At 68.6% G+C, this 16,346-nt stretch carries 18 protein-coding genes; 1 reads left to right on the forward strand and 17 read right to left on the reverse strand.

Going from position 1 to position 16,346, the window contains the following annotated elements; all coding sequences use genetic code 11:
- Positions 1 to 7: 7 nt before the first annotated feature.
- From ACJ8AN_RS04450 to ACJ8AN_RS04530, 17 genes are all read right to left on the reverse strand, one after another.
- Positions 8 to 796 carry a hypothetical protein gene (locus ACJ8AN_RS04450; protein WP_407753961.1) on the reverse strand — a complete coding sequence of 263 codons (789 nt, stop codon included), beginning with the start codon at positions 794 to 796 and terminating at the stop codon, positions 8 to 10.
- A gap of 19 nt (positions 797 to 815) precedes the next feature.
- Positions 816 to 1,010 carry a hypothetical protein gene (locus tag ACJ8AN_RS04455; RefSeq protein WP_407753962.1) on the reverse strand — a complete coding sequence of 65 codons (195 nt, stop codon included), beginning with the start codon at positions 1,008 to 1,010 and terminating at the stop codon, positions 816 to 818.
- Positions 1,011 to 1,017: 7 nt separating this feature from the next.
- The gene (locus ACJ8AN_RS04460; protein WP_407753963.1) at positions 1,018 to 4,089 is read right to left on the reverse strand and encodes a PQQ-binding-like beta-propeller repeat protein; all 3,072 of its coding nucleotides are present in this window, start codon (positions 4,087 to 4,089) and stop codon (positions 1,018 to 1,020) included.
- Between the two features lie 9 nt (positions 4,090 to 4,098).
- Positions 4,099 to 4,590, reverse strand: coding sequence for a hypothetical protein (locus tag ACJ8AN_RS04465; protein WP_407753964.1), 492 nt, complete (start codon positions 4,588 to 4,590; stop codon positions 4,099 to 4,101).
- Positions 4,587 to 4,877, reverse strand: coding sequence for a PqqD family protein (locus ACJ8AN_RS04470; RefSeq protein WP_407753965.1), 291 nt, complete (start codon positions 4,875 to 4,877; stop codon positions 4,587 to 4,589). The genes ACJ8AN_RS04465 and ACJ8AN_RS04470 overlap by 4 nt, the downstream gene beginning before the upstream one ends.
- The gene (locus ACJ8AN_RS04475) at positions 4,874 to 5,293 is read right to left on the reverse strand and encodes a S24/S26 family peptidase (RefSeq protein ID WP_407753966.1); all 420 of its coding nucleotides are present in this window, start codon (positions 5,291 to 5,293) and stop codon (positions 4,874 to 4,876) included. The genes ACJ8AN_RS04470 and ACJ8AN_RS04475 overlap by 4 nt, the downstream gene beginning before the upstream one ends.
- Positions 5,294 to 5,389: 96 nt before the next feature.
- Complete coding sequence (gene hisS / locus ACJ8AN_RS04480; RefSeq protein WP_407754022.1) at positions 5,390 to 6,634, reverse strand: histidine--tRNA ligase; 1,245 nt, start codon at positions 6,632 to 6,634, stop codon at positions 5,390 to 5,392.
- Between the two features lie 26 nt (positions 6,635 to 6,660).
- A complete protein-coding gene (asd, locus tag ACJ8AN_RS04485) occupies positions 6,661 to 7,503 on the reverse strand; it encodes an archaetidylserine decarboxylase (protein ID WP_407753967.1) in 843 nt (280 codons plus the stop codon).
- A gap of 52 nt (positions 7,504 to 7,555) precedes the next feature.
- Positions 7,556 to 8,272, reverse strand: a complete 717-nt coding sequence (locus ACJ8AN_RS04490; RefSeq protein ID WP_407753968.1) for a hypothetical protein — start codon at positions 8,270 to 8,272, stop codon at positions 7,556 to 7,558.
- A 73-nt stretch (positions 8,273 to 8,345) separates the two neighbouring features.
- On the reverse strand, positions 8,346 to 9,314 hold the full coding sequence (locus tag ACJ8AN_RS04495; RefSeq protein WP_407753969.1) for a type VI immunity family protein: 969 nt from the start codon (positions 9,312 to 9,314) through the stop codon (positions 8,346 to 8,348).
- Positions 9,311 to 9,958, reverse strand: coding sequence for a hypothetical protein (locus tag ACJ8AN_RS04500; protein ID WP_407753970.1), 648 nt, complete (start codon positions 9,956 to 9,958; stop codon positions 9,311 to 9,313). The genes ACJ8AN_RS04495 and ACJ8AN_RS04500 overlap by 4 nt, the downstream gene beginning before the upstream one ends.
- A gap of 164 nt (positions 9,959 to 10,122) precedes the next feature.
- On the reverse strand, positions 10,123 to 10,854 hold the full coding sequence (locus tag ACJ8AN_RS04505; RefSeq protein WP_407753971.1) for a metallophosphoesterase family protein: 732 nt from the start codon (positions 10,852 to 10,854) through the stop codon (positions 10,123 to 10,125).
- Between the two features lie 34 nt (positions 10,855 to 10,888).
- The gene (locus ACJ8AN_RS04510) at positions 10,889 to 11,236 is read right to left on the reverse strand and encodes a TIGR02266 family protein (RefSeq protein ID WP_407753972.1); all 348 of its coding nucleotides are present in this window, start codon (positions 11,234 to 11,236) and stop codon (positions 10,889 to 10,891) included.
- A gap of 145 nt (positions 11,237 to 11,381) precedes the next feature.
- The gene (locus ACJ8AN_RS04515) at positions 11,382 to 12,305 is read right to left on the reverse strand and encodes a PfkB family carbohydrate kinase (protein ID WP_407753973.1); all 924 of its coding nucleotides are present in this window, start codon (positions 12,303 to 12,305) and stop codon (positions 11,382 to 11,384) included.
- 120 nt (positions 12,306 to 12,425) lie between these two features.
- Entirely contained in the window at positions 12,426 to 13,952 is a 1,527-nt protein-coding gene (locus tag ACJ8AN_RS04520; RefSeq protein ID WP_407753974.1) for an MlaD family protein, read from the reverse strand.
- A 12-nt stretch (positions 13,953 to 13,964) separates the two neighbouring features.
- Positions 13,965 to 14,729: an ABC transporter ATP-binding protein gene (locus ACJ8AN_RS04525; RefSeq protein WP_407753975.1), complete on the reverse strand. Its 765-nt coding sequence runs from the start codon at positions 14,727 to 14,729 to the stop codon at positions 13,965 to 13,967.
- Positions 14,729 to 15,559 (reverse strand): MlaE family ABC transporter permease, encoded by an 831-nt coding sequence (locus ACJ8AN_RS04530; RefSeq protein ID WP_407753976.1) that lies wholly within the window; start codon positions 15,557 to 15,559, stop codon positions 14,729 to 14,731. The genes ACJ8AN_RS04525 and ACJ8AN_RS04530 overlap by 1 nt, the downstream gene beginning before the upstream one ends.
- A 197-nt stretch (positions 15,560 to 15,756) precedes the next feature.
- Between ACJ8AN_RS04530 and ACJ8AN_RS04535 the strand changes: the two genes are divergently transcribed.
- Entirely contained in the window at positions 15,757 to 16,323 is a 567-nt protein-coding gene (locus tag ACJ8AN_RS04535) for a hypothetical protein (protein ID WP_407753977.1), read from the forward strand.
- Positions 16,324 to 16,346 lie beyond the last annotated feature (23 nt).

The following is a 16,346-nucleotide window of genomic DNA, read 5'->3' on the forward strand; positions in this document are numbered from 1 at the left end:
ACTCCGGTCAGCGCTCCAGCGCCGCGCGCACCACCTCGGCGGCGGACGCATCCCTCGCGAAGACGAGCCGGGCCGTCTCCACACCCGCGAGCAGCCGGCTCGACGCGCCCAGCAGGTGGCGGCGTCCCGCGGCGGAGGACTCGGGCAGGAGCGCGTTGAGCAGCAGCACCCGGGCCACCGCCCCCGCATCCACCGGCTCCCAGCGCGAGCCCGTGTCCCAGCCCAGCGTCCCCACCACGCGCAGCGAGGCCTCGCGCGGCACGCCCACGTTCCACGGCGTCCCGGCGGCCCGCCAGCCTCCGGCCTCGGGCCACACCGCCACCAATTCGTCCGTCAGCAGCGCCCCCCCGGACCTCGTCCACAGCGCGCCCAGGGTGCTCTTCCCCGCCCCGGAGTTCCCCGTGAAGAGGGCGGCGCGGCCCTGGTGCTCCACCGCCACCCCGTGCACCAGCAGGCCCCCGCGCCTCGCCAGCTCCCCGGCGAGCATCACCTTCAACACCGTGTCCACGGCGAAGCGGCCCTCGCCCGTCGTCACGGTGGCGCTCCGGCCCCCGGGGGCGAGCTCCGCGACGTAGTCCTCCCCCTCCACCCGCAGGCCTCCACCGAGCACGGGACGCGGCTCGGGCAGGGCGCGCACCGGGGGCACGGGACGAGGCTCCCTCGGACGCAGCACGCGGACCCGCGCCCGGGCCGGCTCCGAGGTGATGAAGGGCTGGAAGGCCCGGACGAGCGCCTCCTCCTGCGAGGGCTCCTCGGGCTCGAGCGACACCGTCCAACCGGCCAGCGCGAGCGTCACCCCATGGGACGGATGAACCTCACGGCAGGTCCTCGCACGAGCCCGGAATGTCGCAGCCGTAGTCGTCGTGGAAGGACAGCTGCGCGAGCGCGACGAAGGGCTGCTCCCAGAGCACCGCGGGCGGCTCGTAGACGCGCGGACGCGAGGCCGCCACCGGCTCCTTCGAGTCGGGTGCGGTGGGCGCTACGGGCATGGGCTCGCGGTCGCGCGTCATGGAGGGCTCAGGGGAAGGGCACCGGGAAGGCGCAGACGCGGCCGTCCTGGGTGCCCACGTGGAGGCGCGACACGGTGGTGTCCACCGTGGGCGTACCCATGGCCAGCGCGCCGGGCAGGGAGACCTGCTTGCCGTCCGCGCCGGTGGTGAAGTCCAGCTCGTGCACCTTCTCGTCCTTGCCGCCGACGTAGAGGCGCTGCACGCCGCCAATCGTGGCCGAGAAGGTACCGGACGGGCTCGGGATGGGGGTGGACCAGAGCTTGCTCACCGTGGTCCCCGTGGAGGTGGTGGTGATGCCCCAGCGCTCCACCCTGCCGTCGGTGTCGGTGGCGCCCAGGATGCTCACGACGAAGCCGTTGTTCACCGGCCGGGCATACTGGGAGAACGCGGGCACCGAGGCCGAGGGGCGGCTCGCCACGGACGCGCTCCAGAGGACGCTCATCGCCACCATGTCGAGCCCGTACACCGTGCCATCGCTGTTCGTCACCAGCGCCACGGGCGGCGTCGTCGAGCCATAGCGGACGATGCCGAAGTCGATGTCCCCGAGCGACAGCCGGGCCAGCTCGCTGCCGGTGAGCGAGTCCAGGACGCGCACCGAGGCCAGCGAGCCCCCGTTGGAGCGAGCCCCCACGTACAGGCGGTTGTACGTGTAATCGATCATCATGCCGCCGCTCACCATGCCGAGGTCCCCCGGGGCGTACGTCCACACGGGAGCACCGTTGGCGGCATCGAGCGCCACCACCTTGTTGTTGGTGCCGGTGCTCAGGCGGGTGGCGAAGAAGGCGATGTCCCGGTTGAGGAAGGCCGCCTTGTAGGCCGCATTGGTGCTGGTGGTGTTGTAGAGCTGCACCACCGGGAAGGACTGGATGGTGCCGAGCGACGTGGTGCTGCGCCAGAGGAGCTCGCCGGTGTCGGTGCGGATGGCCTGGGCGTAGCCGGCCTGGTCGCCGGTGACGATGTACTGCCCGGAGCGGCCGGACAGCGGGACGATGGGGAAGCGGCTCTGCACGGGGCCCTGGAGCTGCACGGGCCGCCAACGCTCGTTGCCATCCAACGAGGGCGTGGACGTATTCGTGAGGTTGGCCGTCACGCGGCCCGAGGTATTCGAGGTGAAGATGCCCACGCCGAGCTCGGTGATGGGCTGCTGCAACGTGGAGAAGCCCGCGCTGTAGCACCACAGCGGCTGGCCGGACGCGCGGCTGCTGGGGACGGACTTCAGCCCGAGCGACTGCGGCGTGTTGCCGGGCGAGTACCGGTAGAGCGAGTCATGGTTGTAGACGCGGTAGACGTACGCCGTGCCATTGGTGAGGCCGGTGTCCTCGAAGGTGGAGGCCACGCTCAGCTCGTCCGAGTACGCCACCGTCGCGTTGCCGAGCACCTCACCGGCAGCGTAGCGCCGGCCCGGCTCGGGGACGGTGTTGGGGGCGGTGCCCGCGGCGCGCAGCACGAGCACCCCGTCATGATCGGAGGGGTTGGTCCACACCAGCGAGTTGCGGCCCTGCCCGGCCACGGCCACCAGCGCATCCACCTCGGGCATGACGCGGTTGACGAAGACGGTGACCGGCGAGTCCACGCGCAGCGTGTTGGTGGTGGTGCCGCTCACCTGGGTGAGCTCGAGCTGGTGGCTGAAGGCCGTGTCGGCGGACACGGTGCCGATGGCGCTGTAGTCCACCGAGAAGGTCTTCTGCGTCCCGGGGGTGATGCCGGGCTGTCCGTTCGGAGCCGTCCAGGTGTAGCCCTTGTTGGAGCTGGTGCTCCAGCCGCTCGCGTCGTTGGCGAACGGCGTGCCCGAGACGGTGAAGAAGGCCGTGTCCGGCGTGAGCAGCTTCACGGTGCGGATCTCCACCGTGCCGCCGTTGTAGAGGGTGTAGCGGAGCGTCTTGTTCTTCGCGCCGGCGATGACGGAGGACGGATTGATGGACAGCCGGTGCTCGACGATGCGCCCCTGCGCGGAGGTCACCGCCCCCGTGTTGATGGCGGAGCCGTCGCGCGTGGCGTCCGCCTGGCTGTCGAACTGGAAGGTGCTGCCGATGGCCCCATTCAGCTGGTACTTCCAGATGAAGGACACGGACGAGCCCGGGCCGAGCGACGAGGCGCTCACGGGCGTGGGTCCGCTCAACAGCGTGGGCACCGCCGTCCCCGTGAAGTTGGGAGCGCGGGGAACGACGTCCCGGTAGGTGCTCGAGGACGGGTTGGACACCACGAGGCGGACCGTCACGGTGTCGCCCGGAGCGATGCTGGAGGGCAGCGCCTCGAGGAGCGCCGGGAAGCTGCTCACGTTCACCTGGAGCGAGGAGGTCGGCGCGGTGCTCACCGTGCCATTGCCCGCCGAGGCCTTGAAGACGGACATCCCCTCGGCCGTGGACTGTAGCTTTCCGGAGAAGGCGCCGGTGGCACCGGGGGCCAGCGAGAGCGAGGACGGCGAGAAGGCCACCACCGTCCGGCCGAAGGCCGCGCTGCCCACCACCACCGGGCCGCTCAGGGTGATGTTGGACTGGTTCACCGTCGAGCGGTTCACCACGGTGAACTGCACCGTGACGTTGCCCCCGAGCTGGAGCGTCCGAGGCTGCACCGTGATGCTCGCGGACAGGCCCACGCGCTTCCAGCTCGCCACCGTCGGGTCGCCGGAGAACGTGGTGCCCGAGCACGTGTCCTTGGCCTGACTCGACTTGTTGGGATTGCTTCCTCCCACCAGCGCGTCGGTGACATCCGCGTTGGCCGCGACTCCCACCAGCCGCAGGGTGAAGCGCGCGGAGGCGCCCGGCGCGAGCCCCAACGGCCCGGGGCTACAGGAGCCACTGGCCTGGTAGGTGATGCGGCGCTCCTTGCGATCAACGGTGTTCACCGTCCAGCCCGCCGGGGCGTCTCCGCCGTCGACATCATAGGCGGCACCATCGACCGCGAGGCTCACCTCGTTGAGCGGGCGGGTGCTGGTGGAGGCGTTGCGGACCTCGAAGACGAGCGAGGAGATCTCCCCCATCACCGAGGTGCCGTCGACCGGCGTGACGGTCCACGCGTTCTGGGCCAGCGCGGAGGCGGGCAGGAGCAGGGTCAGCAGCGCGAGCAGGCGTGCGTTCATGGCGGGACCTCAGCGCTCCAGGGTGAAGGTGATGGCGGTCAGGGGCGCGCCATCGACGAAGAAGCGCGCCTCCCACGTTCCGCTCAAACCGTGGATGGGAATGTTCGTCCCCGCGACCGGGAGGCTGAAGACGAGCTCGCGCTCCTCGGTGGGCACGGCCTCCACCTTCTGGGTGTGCTTCTCGTGCGCCGCGGGGCCGGGGGCCAGCAGCTCCGCGTCCACCGACGCCGAGCCGACGATGCCGCTCACGCGCAGCCGCACCTCCACGGACGTCACGTCCGACAGGCCCCGCGCGCCCTCGGGCACGTAGGTGACGTCCGCCTTGCCCACCAACGGCGGCAGCGGAGGCGTGGGACGCACCGGCGGGGTGATGCCATTCCAGGACACCTCGGCGGGCACCACGGGCCCCTCCTCCGGCGTCCCACCCGTCGTCACCGACGGAGCACCTTGATCACAAGCGGCGAGTCCCAGGACCACCGCCGCCAACGCGAGCGCTTTCATCGAAGCCCCCCCACTGCGTCCAACAGTCCATGTCCCGTGAGCCGCTCGAGGAGGCGCAGGCAATCCCCGAGCACCCGCTCCACGTCCACGCCGTACTCGTCCGCCACCATGCGGGAGATCTCCCGGGCGGTGCGCTGGCCGTCACTCAATTCCCAGATACGCGCCGCGGTGTCGTTGAGGCCCCGCAGCATGCGTCCTTCCGGATCCATCACCACGAAGTCCGAGCCGAAGCGCTGACCATCCGCGCCCTCTCGGTGGCGGGGGATGCTGTCGGCCCGGAAGCTCATGCGCGCCTCCGGCCGGGAGTGCGTCCGAGCAGTGCCGCCAGTCCCCGTTTCACCGCCGCGCGCCAGCGGCCCCAGCGCATCGGACCCCGGTCCCACCGGGCCGGCGCGAGCACCTCGTCCCCCCGGCGCACGAGCCCCACCCGCCCCAGCACTCGCGCGCGAGGCAGCGGCGGATCCTCCACCCGGGCATTGTCTCCGAGCAGCACGCAGGTATCGCCCTCACTGCGGCGCACGCGGTGCACCACCAACGAATGCGCGAAACGCGCGAGCACCACCTCACCGGGACGCGGCGCCTCCGCCAACGGCTCCACGCACGCCAGGTCCCCCGAACGCAACGAGGGCCACATGCTGTCTCCCTTTATGGGAATCCAGCACAGGCCCTCGTCTCGACGTCCGTGCGTCCCGTCTGGTGGCATGACTGGGACGGAATTCTACCGTCACATCTACAACGCTCCAAACCGGCGGCTCCGCAAAACCCCTGGGATTCCCAAGGGTTTCACGCGTTTTCCCGGCTAGGAGGGCTTGATGGCGTTGCGCAGCGTCTGGGCCACTTCGTCCAGCCGCACGGGCACGGGGTCGCCTCCCCGCATGGGCTTGAGCTGGGCCTGGCCGCTCTGGCGCTCGGCCTCGCCGATGACGAGCGCGTAGGTAGCGCCCAGCTTGTCCGCGCGCTTCATCTGGCTCTTGAGGCTGCCACCGCGCGTGTCGAACTCCACGCGCAGGCCCTCGCGGCGCAGCCGGCTGGCCAGGGCGAAGGCCACGTCCGCCGAGCCCTCGTCCGCCGCGGCGATGAAGAGATCCTTCGAGGGCCCGTACTGCTGCCCGCCCTCCTTGAGGAGCAGGCAGAGCCGGTCCAATCCCAGGCCGAAGCCCACCGCGGGCACGTCCGGCCCGCCGAGGCTCTTCACCAGCTTGTCGTAGCGGCCGCCACCGCCCACGGTGCTCGCGGTGCCGAGCGCCGGGTGCGAGGCGATGAACTCGAACGTGGTGCGCGTGTAGTAGTCGAGCCCGCGCATGATGCGGGGGTTGACCACGTACTTGATGCCCACGGCGTCCAGCTTGCGCTGCACCTCGGCGAAGTGGCCACGGCACGGCTCGCACAGCGACTCGAGGATGCTGGGGGCGGCGCTGGCGATCTGCTGGCAGCGCTCGTTCTTGCAGTCGAGCACCCGCAGGGGGTTCTTCTCCAGGCGCACCTGGCAGTCGGCGCACAGCTCGCTGGAGTGGGCGCGCAGGTGCTCCACCAGCCGCGACTGGTAGGCGGGCCGGCACGCGTCATCGCCGAGCGAGTTGATGTTGAGCGACACGTCCGTGAGCCCCAGCGCCTGGAGGAGCTGCACCACCATGTCCATCACCTCGACGTCCTGGGCGGGCTCCTTGGAGCCATACGCCTCGGCGCCGATCTGGTGGAACTGGCGGTAGCGGCCCGTCTTCATGCGCTCGTAGCGGAACATGGGGCCCAGGTAGAACCAGCGCGTGAGCGGCTCACTGTTGCTGATGGAGTGCTCGATGTACGCGCGCGCCGCCGGAGCGGTGCCCTCGGGACGCAGGGACAGGCTGCGGCCGCCCTTGTCCTCGAAGGTGTACATCTCCTTGCCGACGATGTCGGTGGTCTCGCCCACGCTGCGCACGAAGAGCGCGGTGTCCTCGACCATGGGCGTGCGCACCTCGGCGTAGCCAAAGCGGCCGAACAGCTCGCGGGCGGTGCGCTCCACGTGCTGCCATACCTCCACGTCGCCGGGGAGGATGTCGTTCATGCCCTTGACGCCACTGACCTTCTGACTCACGGAATCTCTCCAATGCGCCGGCCCATGCGGACCACGGCCTCGGGCTGGAAGCTCTCGTCCCACTTCACGCGGCCCGGCTCGAACACGAGGATGACGGTGGAGCCCATCTCGAAGCGGCCCAGCTCCCCACCCTTCTCCACGGAGATGGGGCTGTCGTAGCGGTGCACCTTGCCCGGCTTGCCCACGTGGGTGACGACGTCCTCGTACGCGGCCTTGATGCGCGACACGCAGGTAGCGCCCACCTTCACCACGGCGCACTTGCCGGCCACCGTGTCCAGGTAGGTGACGAGCCGCTCGTTGACGCAGAAGAGCGCCTGCTTGTTCTTCACCGAGGCGGGATTCACGGGCCAGAACTCGCCGGGGATGTACGAGTAGCCGGTGATTCTCCCGCCCAGCGGCGAGTGGATGCGGTGGTAGTCGCGCGGGGACAGGTAGATGGTGGTCCAGGCACCGCCATGGAAGGGCTCGGCGGCCTTCTCGTCACCGAGCAGCTCGCCCACGGTGTAGTGGATGCCCTTGGCCTGCATGACGCGGCCGTGCTCGGCGTAGCCCACCTGGGACACGGCGCCGTCCACGGGGGACACGACGACCTTCTCGCCCGGGTCCACGGGACGCATGCCCGTCTTGAGGCCGCGGGTGAAGAACTCGGCGAACGTGGGGTAGTGCTCGAGGGCGTGCTCGGCCTCGGCGAGGTCCACGTTGTACATCTTGGCGAAGGCCTTGATGGCCGCCCGGTGCACCGGGGCGGGCGCGGGCAGGCGCGTGGCCATCCCCACCGCCGTGGAGAGCGCGGACTTGGGGAGGATGTGCATCAGCTTCATGAAGGTCTGTTCGTTCATGACCCGTGGTTGTGCTGGAGGAAGTTGTGGGGGTTGGATGCGCGAGCCCGCTTCAGCGACCGCCATCCGGGGAAGAAGGGCCCGTACCACCGTCGGCGGGGAGCTCCTGGATGGCGCTCCGGGGCACCATGCCGAGCACCTTGCCGTCTTCGATGATCATCACCTGATCCTGGAGCGAGCCGTACTGCTGGCGACACGCCGCGCGGTCCGCCAATTCCCAGCGGTCGCGAGTACCACGGCCGCGGACCTCCAGCGGCTCGCCCTTCTGGAAGCAGCCGGAGAAGCCGCTCGCCAGCTGGGCCACCGGGGTGCCGACCCCGGGCACGCCCGCCGTGCCGGCATCCGTCCCCGCGTCCGCGGGCTCCTCGGGCGTCTCGGGGGCCGGGGGAGGCGTCGAGGGGCCGGAGTTGAAGCCGGGGGGCATCTGGCCCGGCTGGCGCGCCTGGGCGAGCGCATCGGCCTTGGCCTTCTCGCGGGCCTGGGCCTGCTGCTTTCCGGTCTGGATGCGCGTGCGCAGGTCATTGGCCGCCGGAGCGTCGAGACTGTCGGCGGGTACCTGGGAGAGCAGCGACTCCACCTCGGCGAGCGCGGGGTCGACGAAGGCATCGTCGCCCTTCTCCGCGTAGAGCTTGCCGAAGCGCGTATAGGCCTGGGAGTAGGCCTCGGAGGGCTTCGCGGGCTTGCGGCAGGCCACGGGGGCCACCGCCAACAGGAGGGCCATCAGGAGGCCAGCGGACATCCGGCCGGAAATGGAGTCGTAGGGACGCACGGGGCCGGTTTTCTACGTCATTTCCGGGCCGCCGCACCCCTTTTTCGCACCGGCGCCCTACCCCCTCGGAGCATCAGTCGAGGAATCGTCGATACCAGCGCACGGTCTCCTCATGGGAGGCGCCGTCGAAGGTGCGATAGCTGGGGCACTCGTACAACCAGGGCGCGAGTACGCGCGCGAGCTCGCGGTACGTGGGGAGGTCCTGGCCCTGGGTCAGGTCTCCGGCCTCCGGCCACGGCCCGAGCGTCACCACGGCCCGCTCCCCTTCCATCTCCTGCACGGTGGTTCCGGGCGAGTGCACCCGGGAGCGCAGGCCCGCGGCACCGCCCACCTCGCCCAGCACCGGCTGGCCCAGGAAGTTGAGCCAGTGCACGCCGTCGACCTGGCACCCGAGAGACGTCGTGCCATGAGTCACGTCCAGGCCCGGGTAACGGAAAGCCTCGTCGCGAATGCCCTCGAGGGATCGGAAGTAGGGGCCAGGAGAATAGAAACCGAGGCCCGCGTGACCAGAAGAGAAGGGCACCAGCGCGGCCAACTCCATGATCAGCTCGCGCATCCTCCCGGGGCCGTGCTCCTCGAGGTACTCGGAGGGCCAGGAGAAGCTCACCAGACTGACCTCGTCGTCCGGATCGCGCCAGGGATTGCGGGCCCGGTAGAAGAAGCCGTAGCCACTGGTACCGTTGTTGTAGCCCGCCAACTCGACGGAACGGTCAAAGCCGCTCTTGATAAAGGGATAGACCTCATCCTCCTCGAGATCATCCAGGAAGAATTCCCCGGGGGATGAAGAGAGCTGATTGCGGATCCGCTCCCAAGCCTCTTCATGCAACCCATCGGGTTCGTATCCCAGGTTGTACTCGGAGAAGATGTCTGGACCCATGCCGACAGCGCGGAGATACACATCGAACGCACGGCGCACCCCGCCCGCGAGCTCATGGTGGTTGAACGGCAGGTGAAGCACGAGACGAACAACTTCCCGTATCCAGAGGCGCTCTCCCTCTGGCCGCAAGCAGTAACGCCGCACCCGGGGATAGTGCTGGCTCATCGGCTGATTCCAAGCTGCGGGGTGACGAGCGCTCGCCGGTTCTGCCCTGGAAGCTTGTCGTATTTGGCCAATTTATCGCTCAATGTCCGCCTCGCATCACCAAGAGGATCGCTCTTGCTCCCGGAAGTACAGGGGAAGAGGAAATCGTAAAGGAATTGAATCTTGTTGGCGTCGCCCACCAGGTGCAGAACGATGTCGGGAGCAAGAGATTTGAACCGCTTATCAATGAGCGCGTAGCGGCCCGTGGACGGATTCTGGCCATAGCGCGGCTCCCGGGAGAGGTGGTCCGAGAACTCCGATCCCAGCTCTCGTTCGACGCAGGCGAAGGCCGCCGCGTGCTTCATCGTCCCGAGCTCCATGGCCTGTGTCACCTCTTTGTTCCCTTCGTAGCGAACGACCCGTCTGCACTCGGCATCACTCGGGTACTTGCCGGGGCCATATTCCTGCTCGTTGATCTTGAGGTCGGCCTCCTTGGCGCACTGAACGAGCACCGCCTCGACGCGCTTCACCTCCGCCTCGTCGAGGAAGTCCTTGAGGGTGATGAGGCCCTGGAGGATCTCCACCGTCTCCACCAGCTTCTCCGCCGTGGCGCCGAGAATCTCCCCGCTGGCTCCAGCGGGCGAGCAGGCCAGGGGATGGCTCATGCAGGAGGATTGCGCGTAGTGCGAGGGAACGCCGCGCTCCCCTCCTCCGGCCCACCCCTGCTGCACGGGAGGAAACGACGCGCTCCGAGGCCCGCCCATGGCACAGGCCTCCAGGAGCACCAGTGCGCCCAGCACCAGCGGAACCGCACCTCTCGCGGCGCGGCTCACACCCCGAGGAACAGGCGCTTGCCGAAGTTCAGCGCGAGCGACGCGTCGAAGATCTTCTGCGCGGCCGACTCGATGTCGTACTCCACCCGGAGGTACTCCACCGTGCGCGCCCCGGTGTCACAAATCACGAAGCATGCCCGGTTGTCGTAGTCCCGCGGCTGCCCCACGCTCCCCACCGAGATGATGTACTTGTACCCCCGGCGGATGCCGAACTTCTGCGCCACCACGTCATGCACCTCGCCATTGCCGATGGCGAACGCCTTGCACAGGTGGCTGTGCCCGATGAACGTCACCTCGGGCAGGTGCTCCACGTACGGCGCCAGCTCGCGCGCCTGCTCCAGCGCGAAGATGTACTCGTACGCCTTGGGCTCCACCGGCGAGCCGTGGCTGAAGCCCACGTCGCCAATGCGGTACGTGTACGGCAGGCTCTTGAGCCACTCCATGTTCTCGTCGGAGAGCACGCTGGCGGACCAGTCGAGCGCATGGCGGGCGGCGTCGTAGTAGTACGAGTAGTCCATCCGCCCGGCCACCGCCGCGTCGTGGTTGCCCAGCAGCGTCACCTCCGTCACCGAGCGCACCAGGTCGCAGCAGGCGTTGGGCGAGGCCCCGTAGCCCACCACGTCCCCCAGCGACACGAGCCGATCCACCTTCTGCTCTTCCGCGACCCGGAGCACCTCCGTCAGCGCCTCGATGTTGGAGTGGATGTCGGAGATGATCGCGATTCGCATGGTGTGTGGGTCTCGCTGGCGCCCACGTCCAGCTTCAGGCGCCGAACGCGGGTCCTCGCTGCTCTTCGGAGATGATGCGCCGCAGCAGGGCCAGCGCGCCAGAATCCAAACCCTCGAACTTCAGCCCCATTCCGGGCGGGCCCTTCTGCTGCCGCTGCGGCCGGCTCCATACCACGGTGGCCTCGGCCATCACCTCGCGCACTTCCCCGCTGCTCAGCCGCAGCAACGTCCGCCGTCCCGTGTCCAGCGGGGTGTTCGTCTGCACGAACAGCCCGCCCTCGCTCAGGTTGGCGATGCGCGCGTAGAGGGTGATGTTCTCCGACTCGCACCAGCACCGCAGGCGCGAGGGGAAACGTGCGTGCTTTCGATTCTCCGTCCGCAACCCGCTGGTCCTCCGGTGCGCGGCCGCCCCAACCGGCCCCCCAACCACCTTCCGCTCTTTCCAGGTATCAGGATTCGCAAGAGCGGACATTAGGGACAGCGGAAAAATCCGTCAAGGAGGGCTCCCCCTCCCCGCCGGCACCCCATCAGCCCTCCTGGGGGCCGAGCTCCTCGAAGTGCGTGAGGCGCTTGAAGTCGGAGAAGCGCGCGCGGATCTCCGAGCGCGTCACCTCGCGCAGGCGCTCGAGGCTGAACTTCTCCACGGTGAAGGAGGCCATGACGCTGCCCATCACCATGGCGCGGCGGAGCGTCTCGGAGTTCAGCTGGCTGGCGATGGCCAGCGTGCCCATGAAGCCACCGGCGAAGGTGTCTCCGGCGCCCGTCGGATCGAACACGTCCGCCAGGGGCATGGCCGGGCAGGCGAAGATGTGCTCCTGCTCGAAGAGGAGCGCGCCGTACTCGCCGCGCTTCACCACCACGCGCTGGGGGCCCAGGCCGAGGATGGCGCGGGCGGCGCGCACGATGTTGTGCTCGCCGGTGAGCTGGCGCGCCTCGGCGTCGTTGACGAAGAGCAGGTTGACGCGCTTGAGCGTCTTGAGGAGCGCCGGGCGGCTGCCGTTGATCCAGAAGTTCATCGTGTCGGCGGCCACCAGCTTGGGCGCCTTCACCTGGTCCACCACCTGCGACTGGAGCTCGGGGTGGATGTTGCCCAGGAAGACGTACTGGGCGTCACGGTACTTCTCGGGCAGACGGGGCGAGAAGGACTGGAAGACGTTGAGCTGGGTGTCGAGCGTCTCCGCCTCGTTGAGCTGGTAGCCGTAGCGGCCCTTCCAGCGGAAGGTGCGGCCCTTCTCCCGCGTGAGGCCCTCGAGGTCCACGCCACGGGCCTTGAGGAACTCCAGGTGCGCCTGAGGGAAGTCCTCGCCCACCACCGCCACCACCTGGGTGGGGGTGAAGAACGACGCCGAGGTGGAAAAGTAGGTGGCGGAGCCGCCGAGGACGTCCTCCTTCAACCCGAAGGGGGTTTCCACCGAGTCCAATGCGACCGAGCCAACGACGAGAAGAGACATGGGCGTTCCAGGGAGAGAGGCCGGGAAATCAGGCACGGGGCTCCCAGGGGACCACCCGTGCCCGTGCGAGGTACGACTTTTCAGCCGGTCAGGTCAAGCCATCCGGAGGGCGGACGGCATTCAGGGCTTGGGGACGACGGGGAGAATCGACTTCAGGTCGTCGTCCGTGAAGTAGATGCCGCCGCCGAAGAAGAAGTCCCGGCCGGCGAGCATGCGGCGCGTGTTCAGGTCGCGCTTGGGATCATTGAGCAGGTCGTCCATACCGGCGGTGATGAAGAGCCGGTCGAACGCCTGGGCCCTGAGCGAGGTGCGGATGCGCGGGTAGCGCAGCTCGTCCACGGAGAAGTTGAAGGCGTCCACCTTCAGCGTCAGGTGATCCTGGAAGAAGTGGAAGTCGGCGCCCACGCCACCGGTGGACTCGATGATGCCGAAGCGCAGCGTGGTGAAGTAGTAGCGCTTGGCGAACTGGGCGCTGAACTTGAAGCCTTCCTTGATGATCTTCTGCTGCTGGATGACGGGCTCGCCCGAGGAGGGCGGGTTGGACTGGACGACCTGCGTCTCCACCGTGCCGCGCGGATCATCCACCAGCTCCAGCAGGTAGTACTTGTCCGGCTTGGGCGCCAGCTTCAGCGAGAGGCTGTTCTTCGAGGCCCCCTGCTCCACCAGGTACGTCGCCTGAAGTCCCACCTCGGTCTGCATGCCGGTGAGCCGTGAGGAGAAGTCGGACAGGTCCTCCACGGACTCGGAGAGCTTCTGGCCCAGGCGCTTGTCGGCCACGAGCGCACCCACCGCGCCCTCGCCGTTCTTCACCTTGGTGGTGATCTCCTCGATGTTGGCGAGCGAGCGGTCCAACCGGTTCATCGTCTGCTTGAGGCTGGCCACGCTCTCCTTCAGGTCCCCATCCCCGCCGTTGCCGACGATCTTCTGCACCGTGGCCAGCACGTCTCGCGTGTCGCGGGTGATGGCCTCGATGTTCTGGACGATCCGGTGCACGCCCTCCTCGTTGGAGGCCGTCATGCCGCGCACGTCGTTGCTCACGCCCTCGAAGTTGCGAAGGATGGAGTCCAGCCGCTCGGAGCTGGCGCGCACCGTGAGGTCCACCGACTCGGAGAGGCGCACCAGGTTGTCCACGATCCGCCCGAGCGAGCCGGCGCCCTTGTCCCCGCCCAGCACGTCGCGCAGCGCGCCCGTCACCTGCTGGATGTCGGAGGTGATCTGGCCGAGCGAGGCGAAGACGGCCTCCATGCCCTGCACGTCGATGACCTTGCGGATCTCCCCGCCGTCCTCCATGGGAGGCGCCAGCTCGGTGCCGGGGTTGAGGTCCAGGAGGTAGTCACCCAGCAGGGATTCCGAGCGCTTGATCAGCGCGGCGTCCTGGTGCAGGGCCACGTCGCGGCGGATGCGCACGGTGACGCGGGCGCGCGTGCCCTCCAGCTTCACGTCCTCCACCTCGCCCACCGGGATGCCGGCGATCTGGATGCGGCTCTTCTTCCCCAGGCCCGAGGCGTCCCGGAAGAAGGCGTAGGTCTGGATGGACTCGTCCTTGCCGAGGCCCCCCTTGCGCGTGAAGAGGATGAAGCCGAAGAGGAACCCTCCGGCGACGAGCACCAGGAGGCCAACTCGGAAGGGTGTGAGGAGCTTCTTCACCGGGTGTGACTCCTACTCGTTCTTTCCGAACCAGGTCTGAAGGAAGTGCTGCACCACCGGGTTGCGCGACTCGCGCACGCGCTCCGGCGGCCCCTCCTCCAGGATGACGCCCTTGGAGAGGAACGCGATCTGATCCGCGATGTTGAAGGCCGAGGAGATGTCGTGGCTGATCACCACGCTGGTGATGCCCAGCTCGCGCTGCGCCGCGAGGATCATCTCGTCCACGTAGTCGGTGCTGATCGGATCCAGGCCCGTGGTGGGCTCGTCGTAGAGGACGATCTTCGGATCCATCACGATGGCACGCGCCAGGCCCACGCGCTTGCGCATGCCGCCGGACAGGTCCGCCGGCACCTTGTTCTCCACGCTGCGCGGCAGGCCCATGAGATCCAGCTTCGCGCGCACCCGCTTGCGGATTCCTTCCTCGGGCAGCTTCGTGTGCTCGCGCAGGGGGAAGGCCACGTTCTCGTAGATGTCCAGCGAGTCGAAGAGCGCGGCGGCCTGGAACACCATGCCGAACTTGCGCCGCACCCGCTCGAGGTCCTCGGCGCCCATGGGCACCAGATCCTCGCCGTCGATGACGACCCCGCCCGCGTCCGGCTTGAGCAGGCCGATCATGTGCTTCATCAGCACCGTCTTGCCCGAACCGCTGCCCCCCAGGATGACGCACGTGTGGCCCGAGGGCACGGACAGGTTGATGCCCGTGAGCACCTGGGTCGCGCCGAAGGACTTCTGCAGGCCGGCGATCTCGATCATCGCCCGGGGAGTCGTGTCCGCCATCAGTGCAGGAGCACCCCGACGACGAAGTCGAGGATGAAGATGGAGAGCGCGCTGGACACCATGGCCTCGGTGGTGGCCTTGCCCACGCCCTTGGCGCCGCCCGCGGCGTTGTAGCCCTTGAAGCAGCACACGAGCGCCACCGCCAGGCCGAACACGGCGCCCTTGATGAGGCCCTCGAAGACGTCCTGGGGATCCAACCACTGCTGGGTGCGGTTGATGAAGGTACCGGCCGACACGCCCTGCGTCCCCACCGACACGAAGTAGGCGCCGAGGATGCCCGAGGTGTCGAAGAGCAGCGTGAGCACCGGCACCATGACGAGCCCCGCCAGCACCCGGGGCACCAGCAGGTACTGCACCGGGTTGACGGCCATGGTCTCCAGGGCGTCCACCTGCTCGGTGACGCGCATGGTGCCCAGCTCCGTGCACATGGCCGAGCCCGCGCGCATGGTGACCATCAGCGCGGAGAACACCGGCGCCAGCTCGCGCGTGAGCGTGAGGGCCACCGTGGGACCCACCAGGCTCGCCGCGTCGAACATCTCGAAGGCCCGCGCGGACTGGTGCGCGAACACCATCCCGGTGAAGAGGCCCGTGAGCAGCACGATGAAGATGCTGCCCACCCCCACGAAGTCCAGCTGGAAGAAGAGGTTGTGCAGGCGAAAAGGCCGGCGCACACCCCAGCGGGCCACGTCGAAGCCGAGCGTGACCAGGTTACCCAGCTCCTCCACCAGCTCGATGGTGCCCCGGCCCATGCCCTCGATGGACTGGACGATCAAGGACGGAGGCCTGGGCGGCGGCGGCTGCTCCACCTTCTGTGCGTTCTCGGATGCCACGGATGGGCCCTACTCTACGTGGCCCCATTCCTGGCACAAGCAATCGCTCTGGCTCCCCTGCCCCCCTTCGCCTCCCGGTCCCCCAAGCGTCCAGGCACGGGCTCCCGAGGCGAGAAAGGGGGTTTCTCCCGTCCCCGCTTGCCGTTATGTTCCGCCGCCCTTTTCACCCCCCTTTCGAGAGAAGAGAAGCAACTCCCATGGCGACCCAACACAAGGTCGGCGGCGAAGTCGATGCGTTCTGCACCCGGTGCAAGCTCACGCTCGCCCACACCATCCTCGCGATGGTGGGCACCAAGATCGCTCGCGTCCGCTGCAACACCTGCAATGGCGATCACGTCTACCGCTCCGCCCCGGGCACCACCGACAAGCCCAGCACCTCCTCGCGCTCCAGCGGCTCCACCGGCGGCACGCGCGCTCCCCGGGCGAGCAAGGAGGACAAGGTCATCATCTCCTTCGAGGAGCAGCTGGCGGGCAAGGACATCGCCAACGCTCCCCGCTACAGCCCCAAGGACAGCTACCGGGTGGATCAGGTGATTCAACACCCCACCTTCGGACTGGGCCTGGTGACGGCGGTGCGCGGCAACAAGGTGGACATCACCTTCAAGTCGGAGACGAAGACGCTCGTCCACGCGGCCGGCGGTGCCCCCGCGGAGAAGCCCGCTTTCAATCCGCCCAGCGCGAAAGCTACGGGCCCAGCGGACAAGCCGCAGGCGGAGATGACGGAAGAGCCTGCTTCCCCGGCAAACAACCCCGCGGAGGGTTGACAGAGGCGCCAGGGAGGCTGGAC

The sequence above is a fragment of the Archangium sp. genome, from assembly GCF_045802675.1.
Taxonomy (GTDB): Bacteria; Myxococcota; Myxococcia; order Myxococcales; family Myxococcaceae; genus Archangium.